The organism is Phyllobacterium sp. TAF24, from assembly GCF_052113785.1.
Taxonomy (GTDB): Bacteria; Pseudomonadota; Alphaproteobacteria; order Rhizobiales; family Rhizobiaceae; genus Phyllobacterium.
Window position 1 is genome coordinate 30,566 of record NZ_JBFRDN010000003.1, and the last position, 19,325, is coordinate 49,890.

At 54.4% G+C, this 19,325-nt stretch carries 18 protein-coding genes; 9 read left to right on the plus strand and 9 right to left on the minus strand.

Annotated features, from left to right (window positions below; translation table 11 throughout):
* Nucleotide 1 precedes the first annotated feature (1 nt).
* From AB4Y96_RS03670 to AB4Y96_RS03705, 8 genes are all read right to left on the minus strand, one after another.
* Entirely contained in the window at nt 2-979 is a 978-nt protein-coding gene (locus AB4Y96_RS03670) for an ABC transporter permease (RefSeq protein WP_441915719.1), read from the minus strand.
* A 56-nt stretch (nt 980-1,035) separates the two neighbouring features.
* Nucleotides 1,036-2,688: an ABC transporter substrate-binding protein gene (locus AB4Y96_RS03675; RefSeq protein WP_441915721.1), complete on the minus strand. Its 1,653-nt coding sequence runs from the start codon at nt 2,686-2,688 to the stop codon at nt 1,036-1,038.
* A 33-nt stretch (nt 2,689-2,721) separates the two neighbouring features.
* Complete coding sequence (locus AB4Y96_RS03680; protein ID WP_441915723.1) at nt 2,722-3,747, minus strand: glycoside hydrolase family 3 N-terminal domain-containing protein; 1,026 nt, start codon at nt 3,745-3,747, stop codon at nt 2,722-2,724.
* A gap of 35 nt (nt 3,748-3,782) precedes the next feature.
* Nucleotides 3,783-4,262 (minus strand): GNAT family N-acetyltransferase, encoded by a 480-nt coding sequence (locus AB4Y96_RS03685; RefSeq protein WP_441915724.1) that lies wholly within the window; start codon nt 4,260-4,262, stop codon nt 3,783-3,785.
* Between the two features lie 236 nt (nt 4,263-4,498).
* Nucleotides 4,499-4,867, minus strand: coding sequence for a YbaN family protein (locus tag AB4Y96_RS03690; protein ID WP_441915726.1), 369 nt, complete (start codon nt 4,865-4,867; stop codon nt 4,499-4,501).
* Between the two features lie 93 nt (nt 4,868-4,960).
* Complete coding sequence (locus tag AB4Y96_RS03695) at nt 4,961-5,386, minus strand: hypothetical protein (protein ID WP_441915728.1); 426 nt, start codon at nt 5,384-5,386, stop codon at nt 4,961-4,963.
* Nucleotides 5,387-5,553: 167 nt separating this feature from the next.
* Complete coding sequence (locus tag AB4Y96_RS03700; RefSeq protein WP_091883020.1) at nt 5,554-6,240, minus strand: hypothetical protein; 687 nt, start codon at nt 6,238-6,240, stop codon at nt 5,554-5,556.
* A 502-nt stretch (nt 6,241-6,742) separates the two neighbouring features.
* A complete protein-coding gene (locus AB4Y96_RS03705) occupies nt 6,743-7,783 on the minus strand; it encodes a glutamine synthetase beta-grasp domain-containing protein (RefSeq protein ID WP_091883022.1) in 1,041 nt (346 codons plus the stop codon).
* Between the two features lie 748 nt (nt 7,784-8,531).
* Between AB4Y96_RS03705 and AB4Y96_RS03710 the strand changes: the two genes are divergently transcribed.
* The 8 genes from AB4Y96_RS03710 to AB4Y96_RS03745 all read left to right on the plus strand — a co-directional run bounded on the left by AB4Y96_RS03710 (nt 8,532) and on the right by AB4Y96_RS03745 (nt 18,083).
* Nucleotides 8,532-10,115, plus strand: coding sequence for an ABC transporter substrate-binding protein (locus tag AB4Y96_RS03710; RefSeq protein WP_441915730.1), 1,584 nt, complete (start codon nt 8,532-8,534; stop codon nt 10,113-10,115).
* A 66-nt stretch (nt 10,116-10,181) separates the two neighbouring features.
* Complete coding sequence (locus AB4Y96_RS03715) at nt 10,182-11,162, plus strand: ABC transporter permease (protein WP_441915732.1); 981 nt, start codon at nt 10,182-10,184, stop codon at nt 11,160-11,162.
* Nucleotides 11,162-12,085 carry an ABC transporter permease gene (locus AB4Y96_RS03720; protein WP_441915734.1) on the plus strand — a complete coding sequence of 308 codons (924 nt, stop codon included), beginning with the start codon at nt 11,162-11,164 and terminating at the stop codon, nt 12,083-12,085. Before AB4Y96_RS03715 ends, AB4Y96_RS03720 begins: the two co-directional genes overlap by 1 nt.
* Nucleotides 12,082-13,914 carry an ABC transporter ATP-binding protein gene (locus AB4Y96_RS03725; protein ID WP_441915736.1) on the plus strand — a complete coding sequence of 611 codons (1,833 nt, stop codon included), beginning with the start codon at nt 12,082-12,084 and terminating at the stop codon, nt 13,912-13,914. The genes AB4Y96_RS03720 and AB4Y96_RS03725 overlap by 4 nt, the downstream gene beginning before the upstream one ends.
* On the plus strand, nt 13,911-14,867 hold the full coding sequence (locus tag AB4Y96_RS03730; protein ID WP_441915738.1) for a DeoR/GlpR family DNA-binding transcription regulator: 957 nt from the start codon (nt 13,911-13,913) through the stop codon (nt 14,865-14,867). The genes AB4Y96_RS03725 and AB4Y96_RS03730 overlap by 4 nt, the downstream gene beginning before the upstream one ends.
* Entirely contained in the window at nt 14,860-16,140 is a 1,281-nt protein-coding gene (locus tag AB4Y96_RS03735) for a Zn-dependent hydrolase (protein ID WP_441915740.1), read from the plus strand. The genes AB4Y96_RS03730 and AB4Y96_RS03735 overlap by 8 nt, the downstream gene beginning before the upstream one ends.
* Before the next feature lie 9 nt (nt 16,141-16,149).
* Complete coding sequence (locus AB4Y96_RS03740) at nt 16,150-17,115, plus strand: phosphotransferase family protein (RefSeq protein ID WP_441915742.1); 966 nt, start codon at nt 16,150-16,152, stop codon at nt 17,113-17,115.
* A gap of 26 nt (nt 17,116-17,141) precedes the next feature.
* Nucleotides 17,142-18,083: a phosphotransferase gene (locus AB4Y96_RS03745; protein WP_441915743.1), complete on the plus strand. Its 942-nt coding sequence runs from the start codon at nt 17,142-17,144 to the stop codon at nt 18,081-18,083.
* 83 nt (nt 18,084-18,166) lie between these two features.
* On the opposite strand, the gene AB4Y96_RS03750 is transcribed toward AB4Y96_RS03745, so the two are convergent.
* Nucleotides 18,167-18,421: a hypothetical protein gene (locus AB4Y96_RS03750; RefSeq protein ID WP_091883043.1), complete on the minus strand. Its 255-nt coding sequence runs from the start codon at nt 18,419-18,421 to the stop codon at nt 18,167-18,169.
* Between the two features lie 167 nt (nt 18,422-18,588).
* On the opposite strand from AB4Y96_RS03750, the gene AB4Y96_RS03755 reads away from it, so the two are divergent.
* Nucleotides 18,589-19,221 (plus strand): TetR/AcrR family transcriptional regulator, encoded by a 633-nt coding sequence (locus tag AB4Y96_RS03755; RefSeq protein WP_441915744.1) that lies wholly within the window; start codon nt 18,589-18,591, stop codon nt 19,219-19,221.
* Nucleotides 19,222-19,325 lie beyond the last annotated feature (104 nt).

Consider the following 19,325-nt stretch of genomic DNA (forward strand, 5'->3'; position numbering starts at 1 on the left):
CTCATGTCCTCCGCAGGCGTGGATCAAGCAGCACATAACTGATATCCACGATGAAATTGGCGATAAGCATAGCGATGGTCATGATCAGAAGCTGGCCCTGAATGACGGGATAATCACGGGCGAGGATCGCCTGATAGAGAATATTCCCAAGACCGGGATAGTTGAACACAACCTCGGTTACCAGTGAGCCCCCAAGCACCGTGCCAATGGCAATGGCAAGACTGCTGACGGTTGGCAAAAGCGCATTGCGCGCCGCATACCAGATCATCACCCGGCTGTCGGAAAGGCCTTTTGCCCGCCCCATGATGATGTAATCTTCGCCGAGAAGATTGATCATGTTGTTGCGCATGGTCACGGCAAAGCCGCCTGTCAGCACCGAGCACAGCGTCACCATTGGCAGAATGCCGTGGTAGAGCACACTTGCGATATAGGTGAACGAAAAAGACGGATCGAGCGCAGGATCAGCCGAATAGCCTGTCGGGAACCAGTTGAGCGTGAAACCGAAGAAGAACAGCACGATCAGCGATGTGACAACCGCCGGAACCGATGTAGCGAAGATCGCGCCAACGGATACGACGACATCGAAAACACTGCCGCGCCGCCATGCAGCGAGAATGCCGAGGAACGTTCCCAGCGTGAAACTGATGAGTGTTGCTGTTCCCATGAGTGCAACGGTCCAGATAAGCGCGTGGCCAAGCACCTGCGTTACCGGCAGCGGGAAATATTTAATCGAGCGGCCAAGATCGCCGGTAAAAATGCTTTGGAGATAGGTCAGATATTGCTGCCAGAGCGGTCCGTCAACAAAACCGAAAGTCAGTTTCAACGACTCAAGATTCTCAGCCGACAGTTCGGTGCCGGTGCTGGAAAACATGATCTGGATCGGATCTCCCGGCATGAGGCGCGGCAGGAAGAAATTAATCGTGGCCGCCGCAATGAAGGCAGCCAGATAGAATCCGAGGCGTCGAAGCAAAAAAGCCATATGCATCCCCCATCGCGGCAAGGGCGGCTATAACCCGCCATTACCTGTTGCGATGCCTATTTGACCGGCTCAAGCGCCAGAAGGTGAATGAGACGCGCCGGATTGTTGCGCGTGATCGAAGGATTGACGAATGGATGTTCCTTCGTCGACCAGCCGGTGAAACGCTTGGTGTTATACTGATACCAGTTCGGATTGTTAAACACCGGCATCATAGGCAGATTTTCCGCGACGATGCGCTGAGCCTTGTTCATCACATCCTTCTGGGCCGACGGATCGGCGGTGCGGGTGAAATCAACCAGCAGTTTTGCGAGATCAGGACTGAACCAGCGTTGCGCGGTAAAGCGTGTCTTGCCTTTGTCAGTCTCGTTAAAGGCGCGCTGATAGGGGTAATAGGGTGATGCGGCGGCTGGCAGGCTGTTGATGGCCATGTCGAATGAGCCATTGATGAGATTACCGGACCAGACAGCCTCCTCCGGTGTGGCAATCTTCACATCGAGGCCCGCCGCCTGCATGCCTTCAATGGCAATCTGAACCGTGTCGATCCAGTCGGTCCAGGCATTGGGCACGATCAGCGAGAATGACAGCTTTGACCCATCAGGATTGTCGCGGAAACCATCGCCATCCTTATCCGCATAACCGGCTTCATCAAGCAAAGCCTTGGCGGCATCCGTGTCATATTTTCCATATTTGCCGAAGTCCGCGAGGACGGAGGGATCAGACCAGTTCTTGTAGAGTTCACCCATGCCTGATGGATCATCGTTCAGGGTCGGGTAGCCATAACCAGCCACATCAATCATCCCCTGACGATCAAGTGCCATGCTGACGGCACGCCGGAATTTCACGTCATTGAACGCTTTGCGGTTATTCTGATTGGCCGTTTCCAGATTGAACAGGAACGCGACCATACTACCGGGCGTATACCAGTAATGGAAATGCGCGGGGTCCTTGGCGACATAGGTATTTTCCACGTCGGGCAGGAACGAGACACCCCAATCAAGCGTGCCATTGGCGGTCGCCGTCAATATCTGATTGTTGTCAGCCAATTGCGGAAACCGCATGCAGTCAATCTTGAGGTCAGCAGCATCCCAATAATTCGGATTGCGGCACTGATCGTAAGTCTGGCCGGTGAACCTGACAATCTCGGTCATCGGGCCGCTACCAACGGGGCTTTCATTGGCAAAGGTCACGGGATCGGCAATATCCTTCCAGACATGTTCCGGAATGATTGGCACCTGCACCAGTTGGTCAGCCGCAAGCGAGCTTGGATTGACCAAGGTGAAGCGCACGGTCTGTGCATCGACAACTTCGACGCCATCAATGAATTTCCAGATACTGACAAAATCCAGCGCCGGGAATTTCTTAAGGTAATCATAGGTGAACTTCACATCAGCCGATGTGAACGGCTTGCCATCCGACCATTTGAGATCAGGCCGCAGCTTGAACTCCATGCTCTTCAGATCATCCGCCAGCTTGAAGCTTTCAGCCAGACGGAAGTTCGGCTTGTTATTGTCAAAGCGATTGAAGATGACGAGCGGCTCATAAATGAAATCGAGCGTACTCTGGCGCGCCGATGTCTGGTTGAACGGATTAAAGTTGCGCACCCAGGTGGTGGCAGGCTCGATATTGACGGTCAGTACGCTCTGCGCCATGGCAGGTGCTGACAAAAACATCATTGCAGAAGCTGCTGCAAACAGACGGTTTCTCGACATGCGTATTCCCCTCTTATTATTGATTAAACGCGTTTAACTGACGAGTGCACTGGCAAACATGTCTTCAACTTCCGCATGAACTGCTTTGACATCAACTTTCAACGAACCAAGGCGGGCATTGGCAGCAGCGATGCGCCGGGCGGCTGCTTCAGTCAGCGGGCGGGAAGCCTTTGCAGCCGCTTCACTATCGGCAAGATCGCCGTGGCTGTGCAGGGCAATGTCAAAACCGGCGTCAAGAACCTGTGCGACGCGTTCGGGCATCGTGCCAGTCAGCGAGTTCATGAAAATGCAATCAGAGATAAGCACGCCCTCATAACCCAGATCCTTGCGGATCACATCAAGCATGACAGGCGAAACGGAAGCGGGCTGTTCCTTGTCATAGGCGGAATAAACCACATGGGCCACCATCGCCCAGGGCGTATCCTTCAGATCGATGAACGGCTTGAAATCGGTAGCCAGAAGAGTTTCCTTGCTGGCATCAACAACCGGGCGCTCCTTGTGGGAATCCAGCGTTGCACGGCCATGGCCGGGAATGTGTTTTATCACGGGCATGTTGCCGGTTTCGAGGAAACCATCGACAACTTCACGGCCAAGAATGGTGACAAGCGCGGGATCAGAACCAAACGAACGCGCGCCGATGACATCGCTTGTCGTGTCGAACACCAAATCAAGCACCGGTGAGCAACCACTGGAAAGACCAAGCTCGCTCATCATGGTGCCCATGGCGCGGGAGGAAAGGCGCAGGGCTTTGCGCGCCAGTTCAAGGTCATGCTGGGCCAGCTTTGCAAACTCGCCAAAACTGCGGAACAGCGGCCATGGGCCGGCGTCAAGATGCTGCACACGGCCGCCCTCCTGATCAGTAAAGACAGGTGCGTCCTCGCGGCCTACCGCTTCGCGGAAGCTTTCGATCAGCGCCTTGACCTGCTGCGGCTCGCGTTGATTGCGGCGACCAACGAAGAGGCCAAGCGGATTGGTCTCGCGAAACAGCGCAATTTCGTCTGAAGACAAGGTTGTGTTCGGAATGCCGACAAACAGGGCGAGAGGCAATTGGCTGGACACTGTATTTACTCCATAAGGTCTGATTGGAAACGAGGTCAGGTGCGCTTGGCGTGCAACATGCCCTCATAAACGCCTTTGTCTTTGGCAGGGATTTCGATGGCACCGGCTGCCTTGGCGTAGAAATCCACCGGCCCCGCATCGCCGATAAAGGCATAGGCATGACCGAGCGTTTTCATTGTCTGCAGGGTGGCCGAAAACAGAGCAAGGCCAATGCCTTTTCCCTGTTTGTCAGGGTGAACGCCAGTGGGGCCGAAAAAGCCGCGCGCGGTTGCATCATAGCAGGCAAATCCCACAAGCTCGCCGTTTTCAATCGCGATGAGACAGGCGGAGGGTTGGCGCGTGATGGCAACGGCAACTTCACTGCCCCAGTTGGCGCTGAAGTGCTCACGAACCCAATCTGTGACCAGCTGCGCTTCTGGCGCAAGCACAGGGCGGATGGTGACAGCGACATTGTCAGCTTTGCTTTTCAGCTCAGACAGCTTGTCCGTGTACAAGCTTACAAGTAAATCAGCCACCGCTGCTCCTCATTCAATAATTCCATTATAATGGAATATATCCCCTTTTTATGTAATAGAATTGGATTTTTGAATGGGCTTGTCAACTGGTTTTTGCCAGTAGCATTTGGCGTCCCGCCGTTTCCGGCAATTACTGGGCTTTGAATGATCCTGATCATCAGCGGTACGGAATAGTACTGCGCCAAATGGAGGCCGCTGCTTCGATTCGGGCCAATATGGTTATCGCCGACGTTTTGCTAGACAGTTGGACGTGACACGACATACCAGGCGCAGGCGATAAAGAATAAAGCGACCACCGCGCCGAGAAGCGGGCTCGGCCGGGCAAAATACCAGAATGAGCCATAGCCGAATGCCATGCCGCCACAGGCAATGTATTTCACCCGAACCGGAATGGCACCATGGCGCTGCCACTGGACCAATGTCGGCCCAAAGACAGGATGTTCCAGCAGCCATTTTTCAAAGCGTGGGGAAGAGCGACCAAAGCACCACGCGGCGATGATCAGGAAAATGGTCGTAGGCATGACGGGAAGCAGCGCCCCGATAAACCCGAGCGCGACCATCACCCAGCCAAGCGCAAAATAAACCGCGCGTCGTGTCCCGTTCATTTCATCCGCTCCTCCGCCTCGCATCGACGGCATAGCAGCGGTTTAACCGGAAAGGCTGTAAATGTCAGCCTGTACACTTGCCGCCCATATATTTCAGAAGCCAAAATGGCCTTTTAACCCGGGAACAGAGGCTACGATCTTGTCAATCAGTTCCGGGTCAGCGGAAGCCTTGGCATGGGCAACGACCGCAGAACCAGCCTGCTGTATCTGCTCAACCGTCAAACCGCTCGCCTTGAGCGTCGCGACACCATTGACGATTGCCCCGACTTTTTCACCCGCAGCGCCACCGAGAAACCCGGTTATGCTGGACAATAAGCCGCCCGCCTGATTGCCCGCAGCCATAACATCGAAACTCTGCGCCAGCTGCGCGGCGCCGGGTATCTTGGCAAAGAGAGTTGCGGCCTGCTCAGGTGCTTCATGCTGAAGCACGGAAAGCACTGTGCCCGCCGCCTTTTCCGCCACCTGCGGATCAAGATTGGCTTCAGTTGCTATCGTGTTGACCAGATCCTGTATCGGCATGGGGTTCTCCTTTTGCGAGTGCAGAACTGAACATTATCCAGTCTCTATGGGAATTGGATGACGCCAGAAAAGGCCAGAGGTTGCAAGCAGAAACGCCCGGACAGGAGGTCGTCCTATCCGGGCGTTTATAGAGTTTCAAAGAGCAAACGCCTGATGGCTGTTCGCTTTCATTCGGCCTTCAGGCGCGTGTTGCATGCGCTCCAATATTGCGGCCATGTTTGACCGGCAACCTTGTTGGCAGCCTTCGCCTTCTGCCAATCGTCACCGCATTCGCGAATGCGCGAACGGAACGCAATCTCACCTGCGGATAAGGGTTTGCCATTGGCGGATGTTTCCGGCGCTGTGGCAGCTTTGCTGGCCGCAGCTTTGGTCGGTGCAACAGTTGGTTCCGGCGGCGGTGTCGCATCGGATTGATCCGACTTCAGGCTGTCACTGCAAGCCGAAAGGAACTGCGGCCACTTCTGGCCATTCAGCGTACCAGCTGTTTTGGCTGCCTGATACTGCGTGCTGCATTCCTTGGTTACAGCCTTCCCGGACATCGCGCCGGCAGCTGCGGGTGCTGCCGCCGTTGTCTGTGCCTTTGCCGGTTTCATGGCGTCTTTCGCCTTCACCGCCGGAGCGGGAGCAGGTGCTGCTGCATCTGTCTTCAGATTGGCACTACAGGTTGAGAGGAACTGTGGCCATGTCTGGCCGTTCAGCTTATTCCCATCCTTGGCTGCCTGATATTGAGTGCTGCATTCTTTGGTGACGGACTGGGCTGCGGTGCTGGCTGCAGATGCCGGGAGGGCAAATAAGGTCATTCCGGCGCCAACAATCACCGATGCGGCGAGCGTCTTTGTAAGAAACTGGTTCATTTTCATGTGTTCCTTGCGAGTATGGTTCGCGTTTCCCCCGGTACGCACCATGCGTTCCGGTTTAACAATGCCTCGATGGCTCCCGTCCCTATTGAATGAAACGCGTTCAACGCATCACTCGAAGCCATCGCGCGGAATCTGCACTTCGATTGTGGCTGAAAATGTCTCGAATTCAGGAATATTTGCAGGTGAATTGCGCATCAAATTTACCCCAGAGTCGCAGTCGATGGCATTGCAAAGACAGCATGATCTTCTCGCCTAATGATTGCAAGTGAGATCACATTCCACCCTGAGTACGCATAGGTAGACTGAAACAACCATCAAAACCCGAGAGGGTATGCAGGTTGAGTGATTGGCGATTTGGTTTTGAGATTGGTATCGGCGCTCAGTTACGTCGACAACTGGACCAGATAAGTACGCACATATTGTGCAAAGGCCGGAAGGCCTACCAAAGAGAAACGGCATGGCGCAGAAAACCCGCGCCATGCCGGAAGCATTAAAGTCAGGCAGCCAGTGTGTCGGCAACAGGCTCCGGAACCGAAGCAATTGTGCGCAGAATCTGCGAAGCAATCTGGTAGGGATCGCCCTGCGAGTTCGGACGACGATCTTCGAGATAACCACGGTAGCCACTGTTCACAAAGCTATGTGGCACGCGGATTGACGCACCGCGATCAGCAACACCATAGCTGAACTGATGAATGGACTGCGTCTCGTGCTTGCCAGTCAAACGCAGATGGTTGTCTGGTCCATACACGGCAATATGATCATCGCAGGCATCGGCAAATGCAGCCATGACCTGTTCAAAGTAGTCCTTGCCGCCGACTTCGCGCATAAAGGCAGTCGAGAAATTGGCATGCATGCCGGAACCGTTCCAGTCCGTATCGCCGAGCGGCTTGCAATGGTATTCAACATCAATGCCGTACTTTTCGCACAGACGCTGCAGAAGATAACGTGCCATCCAGATTTCGTCGGCAGCCCGCTTGGAGCCCTTGCCGAAAATCTGGAATTCCCACTGACCCTTGGCAACCTCAGCATTAATGCCTTCATGGTTCAAACCGGCAGCGAGACAGATATCAAGGTGCTCTTCGACAATCTGGCGGGCAACGCTACCAACATTGCTGTAACCCACACCCGTGTAATAAGGACCCTGTGGCGCCGGATAGCCTGCATCAGGAAAGCCGAGCGGGCGACCGTTCTGATAGAAGAAATATTCCTGCTCAAAACCGAACCACGCGCCTTCATCGTCAAGAATGGTTGCGCGATTGTTGGATGGGTGCGGTGTCTTGCCATCGGGCATCATAACTTCGCACATGACCAGAACGCCGTTCTTGCGCTCGCTATCTGGATAGATCGCAACAGGCTTCAGAACACAATCCGAACTCCGGCCTTCGGCCTGCAAAGTCGAACTTCCGTCGAAGTTCCAGAGCGGCAGCTGTTCCAACTTTGGAAAAGCGTCAAATTCCTTGACCTGCGTCTTGCCGCGAAGATTTGGGACCGGTGTGTAACCGTCGAGCCAGATATATTCGAGTTTGTATTTTGTCATTGTGGCTTCTCTCACTACCTAGTTGTGCGCGCTAATCTTGCAGGTCCAGCGCCCAATCGTGCGCCGCCACCTGCGGATACTTTCTGCAAAGCAAGTTGCGTGCCACTTTTGCAATCAAGAGGATTGCCAGCGTTGGAAAAGTTCAAAAAACGAAATTTTAGCTTGCCAACGAACTAACCCGCAGAGGATTTTGACAGGCGTTCAAATGCGCACGCTTTATTCCGTCGAATTTCCGGCTCGTATTGCGTCAAAAAACAATCTGCTCGACGCGTACTAAACGATTGCCAGCCCAACAATTGAACATTTCATGATGATATTTTGGGCAGTTGCGAAAATCCTGTGCAGATGCGAGGCTGGTGGCAAGCGTGTCATATGACTCAAATACAGCTTGGCAAACGAACTCATCATACTTGCACTGCTGCCGGAATCTCTCAAACTCCGCAGTCATACTTCTCTTCGCACATCGCAACTGCCGAATAAATCACCGAAAATGTGGTTTTGTGACTTCTTCTAAAATATTTACAATCGGCCTTTCTATCCATTTTTGCTGAATCCAAGTGCAAGATGGCTTGTCCTTGAGCGCATAACACCGAAATTTGGGCAGATATCTATCTATACTGCCTATGTTTTGACCGTTGTATAGTTTCTCAAAGCATTGACTGCCGGAGAGCCAAAACTACCCCTATTGTCACATTCGAAATCCTTTGTTAGCCTCATGAAAACCACAAAACCACAAAAGGGGAATTCAATGCCAACTATCAGCAGGCGTAATTTCTTGACACATGCGGCGTCGCTGGGCGCCGGTGCTGCTCTTTTGAATGTGAATCCGGACTTCTTCTTTTCTTCTGCCTTTGCCCAAAGCGGCAAGCCGATGGTTTTTCTCTCGGCCGAGAACATCACGGGCAACTGGGACCCGACATCCCATACGACACTTTCGCAAATTAACGTCCAGGCTTTCGTCATGGGCTTTCTGACGCGCACGCCAATGCGCCTCGATAACCCGGAGGAAACGGTCTATGAACTGGCAACCAGCATCAAGCTGCTTGATGCCAATACGCTTGAGATCAAGCTGCGCGATGATGTGAAATTTCACGACGGCAAGCCGTTCAAGGCCGAGGATGTCAAGGCGACTTTCGAGTATGGCTCCCGCAAGGATCGTCCGGCTCAATGGTACCCCGGCCCGACTGAGACCCTCGATATCACCACCCCAGATGATCACACCGTCATCGTCAATACATCCAAGGGCGGCTACCCTGCCCATCTCTTCGTATTTCTCGCATCCTATTTGCCGATGATGTCGGCAACGGACATTGCAGGCGGACCATCTGGACCTTTGACCCAAAGATTGAATGGTACAGGTCCCTTCCGTTTCGTCGCCCAGAAGGGCAATGACACCCTGCTGGAAGCCAACAAGGATTATTTTCGCGGCGAACCGAAAATTCCAGGCATCAATTTTACCTTCGTCGGTGATGCCACCACCCGAATGCTGTCACTGCTGAATGGTCAGGCTTCCATTGTCGAGCGGCTTGAACCCGAACAGGTAACGACACTGGAAGGCAACAAGGCCATTGCTATCAACAGCGTTGTCTCCGTTGAAAACAAATATCTCTGGTTCCGTTGTTCCAAGCCCCCCTTCAATGACCCGAAGGTGCGCATGGCCGCCTGTCACGCCATTGATCTTGCCATGATCCGCGAGGTGCTGGGCTCCGCCGGGCATGAATCCTACAACTACGTATCACCTGTGAAATTCGGCTATACGGACCTGCCCAATTATCCGAAATATGATCCTGAAGCTTGCCAGAAACTTCTGGCAGAGGCAGGTTTCCCGAAGGGCAAGGGCCTGCCTGATCTCGAATACATCACGTCAGTCGGGTTCTATCCAAAGACCAAGGAATATGGCGAGGTCATCACCGCCATGCTGCAGGAACAGGGTTTTCCTGTAACCCTTACAGTGCTCGAACCGGCGGCGTGGAATGAACGGCTCTATGATCGTCCGGGCGGTGGCCCCGGCCACATGATCGATTGTGGCTGGTCGACTGGCTCGCCGGAACCTGATCTGGTGCTGCGCACCCACTTCCACTCCAGTTCCAAGCGCATCACCGGCATCGAAGATCCGCAGATTGACGCGTCGCTCGACAAGGAGCGCAACGCCCCCAATCTGGAAGAGCGCAAGAAAATCCTGCAGGGTGAAACCATGCCGCTTCTGGCCGAAAAAGTGCCAGCGCTCTCACTGTTCACCTCGGTGATGATCCACGCCATGCAAAAGGACCTGGCCGGGCTCTTCATCTATCCTGATGGGACAATGGACGCTTCGAAAACCACGTTTGCGTGACGCGAATGTCGCTGGCCCGCAATCCCGCACAGCGGATTGCAGGTCGATGATGCGGAGACCGCCTTCATGTTTGTTCTGAGTTTTCTGGTCAGACGGTTGTTGCAGGGAGCACTGATTGTGTTCCTTGTTTCGCTGTTGATTTTTACCCTGCTGCGTGTCGTTCCTGGCGATCCTGTCCGGTTGATGGCTGGTGGCATGGCACCGGAAGCTCTGATCGAACAGATTGCCAAGGATATGGGCCTTCGCGACCCGATTATCGTGCAGTTCGGCCGCTATATGAGCGGGGTGGTTCAGGGTGATCTCGGGCAGTCATTTGTACGGCCTGCCAATGGCGCTTCGACAGGTGGCGCAAACTTTAATGACTCAACGCGCGGCGAGCGGGCCAAAGTTCTCGACCTCATTCTCGAAACCTTGCCGATGACGCTGCAATTGGCAGGTCTTGCTATCGTGATTGCGCTGGCTTTCTCTTTTCTCGTGGGCATACCCGGTGGCCTTGCACCGGGGCGATGGCCGGATAGGCTGGCCTTTTACATATCGTCCATATTCGTTTCCCTGCCGAACTTTTGGCTCGGGATCATTCTCGCGCTGCTGCTTTCGGTCAAACTTGGCTGGCTTCCGGCGATCGGCTATCAGGGCTTTGCCTATACGATCCTGCCCGCGATTGTTCTTGCCGTTGAACTATCACCCGTCCTGATCCGCACGCTGACCGCATCCATGGCGGGGATCATGATGGAACCTTTCGTGGCTGTTGGCAAAGTGCGCGGCCTCAGTCGGCGACGCATTGTCTTCGGTCATGCGCTGCGCAATGCCTCCGTCCCTCTACTTAATCTTCTGGGTATCCAGTTCAGCGGACTGCTCGGCGGAGTGCTGATTGTCGAGTTCATCTTCGATTATCCGGGGCTTGGGCTGCTGACTATCAATGCCGTTCTTCAGCGTGATTTCCCGCTCATTCAGGGCATTGCGATTGTCACCAGTGCCATCTTTGTCTTCATCAATATTGCCGTCGACCTGGTGGCGACGATGATCGATCCGAGGCTCGAATACTGATGAGTGTGCTTGAAGCCATCCCTGCCAAGAGTGTCGAGCCTGAATCAATCAGGGGGGCGTCAATTTCGCGGCGTATCTGGCGTCTCGCCATATCCTCGAACGAGTTTCGCTTTGGCCTCGCCATCTGCCTCATCCTGCTTATTGCCGCAATATTCTACCCTGAGTGGAGCGGCATCGACCCCACCAAGATGAATGTGAAGGACCGTCTGATCCCGCCGCTGTTCCTGCAACAGGGCTGGACATGGGCGCATCCACTGGGCACGGACCAGATCGGCCGGGACATGCTGGTGCGCTCGCTCGTCGGATTACGCTATTCATTTCTGATCGGCGTGAGCACCGTCGCGCTCATGCTCTGCGTCGGCTGTTCTCTCGGCATGATTGCCGGTTATTTCGGCGGCAAGATCGATACGGTGATCATGCGCATCACCGATGCCCAGCTGTCGATTCCGATGATCATCCTTGCCATTGCGGTGCTCGGTGTCTCCCGCCCGACCATACCGGCAATCATCCTTGTCCTCGGGCTTTCAAGCTGGCCGACCTATGCACGCGTGACCCGCAGTGTGGTCATGACCGAGCGTAAGCGCGAATATGTCAGGGCGGCACAGGTCATGGGCGCTTCGAACTTCCGCATCATGGTGCGTCTGCTGGCACCGCTCATTCTGCCACCCATTATATTCGTGTCAGTCCTTGATGTAGCCCGCATGATGATTTTCGAATCCATCCTCGGCTTCATCGGGCTCGGCGTGCAGCCGCCAACCCCTACCTTCGGCAATATCATCGCGGATGGGCGCAAATATCTTCTCAATGCGTGGTGGATTGCCACCATGCCGGGTGTGTTCCTGTGTGTGACACTAACAAGCATCAATCTGATGGGTGCCGTGCTTGAGCGGGCGAGAAACCGCATCCATGGAGGTGCATCATGACACAGGCCTCGCCGGTTCTCTCCGTTCGCGATCTTTCAATCGACCTGCGCACCGGATCGGGCAAACGCCGTGTGTTGAGTGATATCAGTTTTGATCTTGCCCCGCGTGAGATTGTCGGCCTGATCGGCGCCAGTGGTTCCGGCAAGACCATTCTGTCCAAAGCGCTGGTCAACTGGATCGAACCACCGCTGGAGATTGCAGCAGGACGGGTGGAATATAAGTCCAACAATATTCTCACCGTTGCATCCGGGCCCATGCGCAAGCTACGACGGGAAATCGCCTATGTCGGCGGCGATCCCATGGGCGCGCTCGACCCTACCCTGCCTGTCGGGTATCAAATCGTCGAAAAGCTCCAAGCTGTTGCGCCTGAGATTGGTACTGCGGAAGCAAGGAAACGTGTGGTCGACCTGCTCGATGCGGTACGGATACCCTCAGCCAAGAACCGCTTCCACGAATACCCCTCGCAGTTCAGCGGCGGTATGATGCAGCGGGCGCTGATTGTTGACGCTCTTGTCAGCAATCCGGCCTTTCTGGTGGCTGACAATATTACCCAGCCGTTGGATGTGACAGTTGCGGCGCAGGTGCTGCGGCTTCTGCGCGAACTGACAGAGCGCTTCGATACGGCGGTCTTTTTCGTTTCCTCCTCGCTTCCCGTTGTCAGCGATGTCGCTTCCCGTATTCTTGTTCTGGAAGAAGGCAGGATTGTCGAACAGCAGGAAACTACTGCTTTGGTGCAACATCCCAAGCATCCCTATACATCGGAACTGATGGCGCAAATTCCCAAGCTCTGGGCCGAGGGGGCAGCCAATGTCCCAGCTTCGACAGGCAAGGAGGTCGTGATCAGCGTGCGGGATGTCAGCCGGTCCTATAGCGTGCGCAAGCGCGGCACTTTCGCGTCGCATAATACGGTACGTGCCGTGCGCAACGTCACCTTTGATGTGTTTGCCGGTGAGAATTTCGGGGTCGTCGGCGAGTCCGGCTGTGGCAAATCTTCGATGATGCGGCTTCTAAGCAGACTGGAACTTCCCGATAGCGGTCAGGTTCTCTGCAATGGTGACGATATTTCCCGCCTTTCCGGAAAAGACCTTCTGAAATTCAGACGGAATTTTCAGCTTGTCTTGCAAGACCCGTTCAGTTCCCTTCCTCCGCGAACCGCTATCGGCGCCATTCTGGAGGAGCCCCTACGCACCCACGGCGTGCGTGACAGGAAAGAGCTGCGACAACGGGCTCTGACAGTTATGGATGAAGTCGGTCTTCCCTCGTCGCTCTACGAGGAACTGCCCATCGGCCTTAGCGCCGGACAGCGCCAGCGCATCAATGTGGCACGGGCCATGGTGCTTCAGCCCAAAGTGCTGATCATGGATGAAACGCTGTCATCCCTCGACCAGACCGAACAATTCAAACTCCTGAAGCTGTTCGAAAAGCTGCAGGCACAATACGGCCTGACCTATGTTTTCATCTCGCATGACCTCGCCATGGTACGCCGCGTTTGCAACCGGGTGGCAGTCATGTATCTCGGTGAAATTGTCGAAATTGCCCATAATCAGCGATTGTTCTTTGATCCCGGCCATCCCTATACCCGCACCTTGATGAGTGCGGTTCCAACGCTAGAAGAACGGCGCTATCGCCCGGAGGATTATCTTCTGGAAGGCGAGCCGCCGAGCCCCATCGATCTGCCAGTTGGATGCAGCTTTGCCGGGCGATGCCCGAACGTCATGGAGCGGTGCCTGACGCAAAGCCCTGTTCTGACAGACCGCGGATCGAAGGACATGGCAGCCTGCTTCCTTCTTGATGAGCCCAGAAACCGGGATATGAGGGTCGTTGCATGAAGACCCAGAAGATCGGCATTCTTGATCTTGAGCAGATAAACCGGTGGGGCGTGCGGTCGAAATGGCGACGCGGCCCCTATCCGGATAGCCGCAGTTCTGTACGGATTTATCATCCCGCCCGACATTCAGCGGCAACATTAGCCAGTAAGTTCAGCCACGATTTACTTTGGCACGGCATTGGAGATGGCAACATGGCTCTTCCTGATATGAGAGTGCAGGTTATTCTTGCAGAACTGGCCAAGCATGGACGTGTTTCGGTCAAGGATATTTCCCGAAGACTTGATGTCAGTCGTGAGACCATCCGCCGCGATCTGAAGGTGCTTGAACGGGAGGGACATATGCGCTGCGTCTATGGCGGCGGCGTGAAGCAGGCTATCGGACTGGATCAGCCCGCCGCAGAACGCATGCGCATCAATGCACGGGAAAAGGGGCGGCTTGCCGTTCATGCAGCAAAACTGGTGAAGAGTGGCAGCAAGATATTCGTTGATTCCGGCACAACCACGCTGGCGTTTGCGCGGCACCTGATCAACATCGAAGGGCTGAACATTTTCACCAACTCGCTTGATATCGCCCAGCTCTTCGACGCGGGTTATTCGGGCAGCGTCACCGTGGTGGGCGGCACACTCAATCCGAGCTATCGCGCGCTGTTTGGGCCCTCCACCCTCGAAGCCATCAAGGGACACCTGTTCGATACCGCCTTCGTTAGTATTGCAGCGGTCGACTATGCCTACGGCTTTATGGATTACGGCGAAGACGAAGCCGCGGTGCGCCGCGAACTGCGCACGCGCTCACGCCATTACGTGATGCTGGCTGACAGCAACAAGTTTGGTCGAACGGGAAACATACGGACACTCGAACTCAAGGATATAGATACGCTCGTGACAGATGCGCAACCGCGGGCGGATTTTGCCGAAAAACTGAAAGAAGCGCAGGTTGAGGTTATTTATGCATGAAATCGGCAGGGTCGCCGTTCCCGTACCGGCAATTGATGAGGTCGAACTCCATCGCTTGATGGATGAAGTGTCACTCATTGGTGGCGGCGAAGGTGGATCAATGAATCGTCTGACCTTGTCGAAAGAAGACGGGCAGGCGCGCGATTGGTTTGCAGCCTGGGTACGAGACCGTGGCCTGCGGCTTGAGGTCGATGGTATCGGCAATATGTTCGGAATTCTCGATTGGGCTGGACCTGATGCACCTATGGTTATGACCGGTTCTCACCTCGACAGCCAGCCAAATGGCGGTCGTTTCGATGGTGCGCTTGGTGTCATCGCTGCCTGCACTGCGGTCGATACAATCAAACAGGCCGTCGAGAAAGACGGTCTTACGCCCAAGGTCAATCTGACAGTGGTCAACTGGACCAACGAGGAAGGCGCGCGCTTTCAGCCCAGTCTCCTCGGAAGCTCTGTTTACACCGGTGCTTTGACACTGGATTTCGCCCTTGATCGCCGGGATGGTGACAATATTTCGGTGCGCGAGGCCCTGACTGATATCGGCTATGCCGGTGAGGCTGCGCCTGCCCTGCCTGATGCCTATATAGAATTGCACATTGAAGGCTCAGATAAGCTCGAAAAGGCGGATTTGAAATTCGCGGCGTTCACACGGTATTGGGGCGCAACCAAGTATCGGCTGGCCTTTCTCGGCAAGCAGGCTCACACCGGCCCGACACCCATGGCAGAACGCAAGGATGCTTTGCTTGCCGCCGCTTATCTTATCGCCGAACTTAAGACCATGGCCGACAAGGGTGGACTTGATCTCCACACGTCAGTCGGGCGGCTCGAAGTGTTCCCGAACTCTCCCAATGTCGTGCCTGCGGAAGCCGTTTTGTTCGTCGAACTGCGCTCCGGCTCTCCCGATATTCTCCAAAGCGCCGAAGACGAGTTCAAAAGCAAGATCGAAGCGTGCGCACAACGTGCAGGAGTCGGCTACGAGGTAAGGTTCGTCGATTATCGCAAAGCGGGCCGGATGGATGAAGGTCTTGTCAATCTGGCAACCAAGACGGCCAAAAGCCTCGGCTATTCGACCCTCTATCTCGATACGATCGGCGGTCATGATGGCGTGGCTCTGGCCGATAAATGTCCAGCCATCGTCATTGCAGTTCCCAGCGTGGATGGTGTGATTCATCATCCGACCGAATTCACCACGCCGGAAGACCGGGCGATTGGCACTCATATCCTCACGGCTATGCTCTGGGATTTCTGCATGCATGGCAATGTTCTGAAAAGCTGAAGGCACAACATGAAAAAGCCCGGCGAAGCATCCAGTCCCGAAGAACAGGCACTTGAACGGTTGATCCTCGCCATCCCCGAATGGCAGGGCCAACCGGTCACCTACGAACGACTGGTTCCGCCAGTCGTTTCGCCGGTGCATCGGGCTGTTGACGGCGATTGCTGGATCGTTTCTGCCGGAGCAGATCAACGAAAAGCCTTCGTCAAAATCCTGCATACGGATTTCCTGCCCTATAGTTCCGGTGCCGTCGCCCACAAGGCGGCTGAAAATGCCGCCAGACTTGGCCTTACGCCAGAGCCAAGACATTTTCTGCCTGAACATAATGCCTATATCTCCGATCTGCTGGATTCGTCCTGGCGTACAGGCCGGATGGACGATTTCGGAAATGCTCTGATCACTGCCAATGTGGTCAAGGCCAAGAAGATGTTCCACGCTACGCCACGTCTCGGAAAACCTTGGTCTGTCTTCGACGGGATCAAAAGGTTTGAGGCTGATCTGGCGGCGGCATCCATCGTGCCGGAAGGCGATATCTGGTGGATGCTAGAGAATGTCGCGACGATCAAAGCCGCGCTTGATGCAGCAGGGATTGATGTAAAGCCCGCCCACGCGGATGGGCTTTCTTCCAACATTATGATCAATGGATCAAATGAAGTGCAGCTCGTCGATTTCGATCAGGCTTGTGACACGGACCCCTATTATGACCTCGGTGTTTTTCTCAATGAGGCATTCCAGTTCGACGACGGCAAGCAACTGGCTCTGGAAATATTTGATGGTCACTATCACGAGACGTCCATGCATCGCTGCAAGCTCTACGGCATTGCTGACGATCTGATGTGGGGACTGTGGGGCGTTTTACTCGACGCCACTTCGCCACGGACCGGACTTGAATATCTCAAATATGCACAATGGCGATTATTGCGGTGTCGGATGGCCATTCTCGACCCGCACTTCGAGATCATGCTGCGCAAACTTTGACCGATAATCCGACTTGGAGAACTGGCATGCAGGGTAAATTACTGGGTCAGGCGGTAACAGCCTCCGAACGGGCGCTTGAAGCAGTCCTATTGGAAATCTCCGAGTGGCAAAGCGAACATATCTCCTATGCGCCGGTACTCGGCGGCATCAGCAATACCAATTGGCAGATCAGGATCAACGGCCATGAGATTCCCTATTTCCTGAAAATGCCGGGTCAAGGCACGGAGATGTTTATTGACCGGCAAGCCGCACTTGAGGCCAGCAGGCGAGCCGAGGAAATCGGAATCGGACCCAAAGGCTATCCCTACCTTGCCCATAAAGGCATCGAAATTACGGATTTCATCGAGGACCGCCGTTCCTGCACCAACAAGGATTTTCGCGATGTTGAAATTCGCAATGCCGCCATTGGCGCTTACAGGCAGTTTCATAATGCCGGCCAGTTGGGGCTGACCAAAACCGTTTTTGATATGATCGAGGAACATATCGATCAGGCCCGCACCTTGAATGGTTTTTTCCCGCAAGATTTCGACTGGCTGTACACGCAATATCGCATGGCGCGATCGGCGCTTGAAGCATCGGGCATTGATCTTGTCGCCTGCTTCAATGATCCCATGCCGGGCAATTTCATGGTCGACGAGGCCAAGACGATCATGCTCATCGATTACGAATACGCGTCGAATAATGACCGATGCTACGATCTTGGTATCTGGTGCGGCGAGATGTTTTTCTCCAATACCATAGAGAATGAAGTGATCGAGGAGTATTTCGGTCATTTCGATCCGCAAATGTATGCCCGGCTCTACGTCCACAAAGCGCTTGCCGATATTAAATGGTCCACATGGGCCATGGTCCAAAGGGAAGTGTCCGCGCTTGACTTTGATTTCCATAAATATGGCGCGTGGAAACATATGCGCGCCCGCAGCTATATGCGCGATCCCCGTTGGAAAGATTATCTGAAAATTGTCTGACGGCGCTGGCCAAAAGAAAACCGGCGGCCCTCATGGAGGCCGCCGGTCTTTTTCAAAACAGCAATCGAACAGTTGATCGAACCCTAGACTGCACTTCCGCAACAAGCCGATGCCATGCGGTTGCCTATGGCAGCCAGACTTTTGGTCACTGCAGGTCCATCGACTGTAAAAGGTCGTTGCCAATTGGTTGAAGCGGTGGCTTCAAAATTTTTGCGTGCCACAGACTTCATAAGGAGTTCGAGCTCGCTGCGGGTCACATGATCAGCGCTCATGACAGCGTTGATCAGGGGATCTGACAGGGCTTCAGCAAGGGTAAGATCGGCATATGTCTGTGGCATGATGCACTCCTTCTCAGCGGCGTCGTTGCCGCGTTTTCAAATAGAAACGTCAATCCGTACTTTTCTGTGGCGGCGGCCCGGATACCAATTTCAAATAAAATTGACACACGAACCAAATGCGTGTTACCGGTAAGTAACAAGCCAATAGTTACTGGACGGTAACATCCATGTCAAGCGCACCAACGCAAGAAATATCAAAGCCTCACGAGACTGTTATATCGGTGGAATCCGAAGGCAACCGAATGCCGCCACGGGCGCGTATTATGGCGAGCGCCATTGATTTGTTTCGCCAACAGGGCATCAAGGGTGTTGGTGTTGACGCGATTGCAGAGGCTGCTGATTCCAACAAGATGACGCTTTATCGCCATTTCGGATCAAAGGACGATCTGATCTGCGAATGCCTCAAACAGGTGTCCGAACGCCGGGAACAAATTTGGCGCGACCTGGAAACAACCTTCCCTGACAATCCACTTGCCCAGATACGCGGCTGGATTGAAGAAGCTGCGGAATGCATATTCAATGACCGGCGCGGTTGCGATCTCGCAAATGCCGCTGTCGAATTGAAAGAAGCCAATCACCCGGCTTTCAAGGTGATCGTAGATGCCAAAAAAGCGCATATGGACCGCCTGACCGATCTTTGCCGGCAGGCTGGAGTGAAACAGGCCGAGCAATTGGCCGATGCACTGATGCTGCTCGTCGAGGGTGCGCGGGTATGCAGCCAAAGCGCTGGCGCAGAAGGCCCTCAACAACAATTGAAACGCGCCTGCGACGCAATGATAGCCGCCTACGCCTCGGATTAATTTACACCCATATTATTGGTTCCCGATCCAATTGCTTATCTCGAAAGAGAATAAAGCCTACTGGATTAAACCCAATAACCAGCAGCACGACATTCATCGTGGTG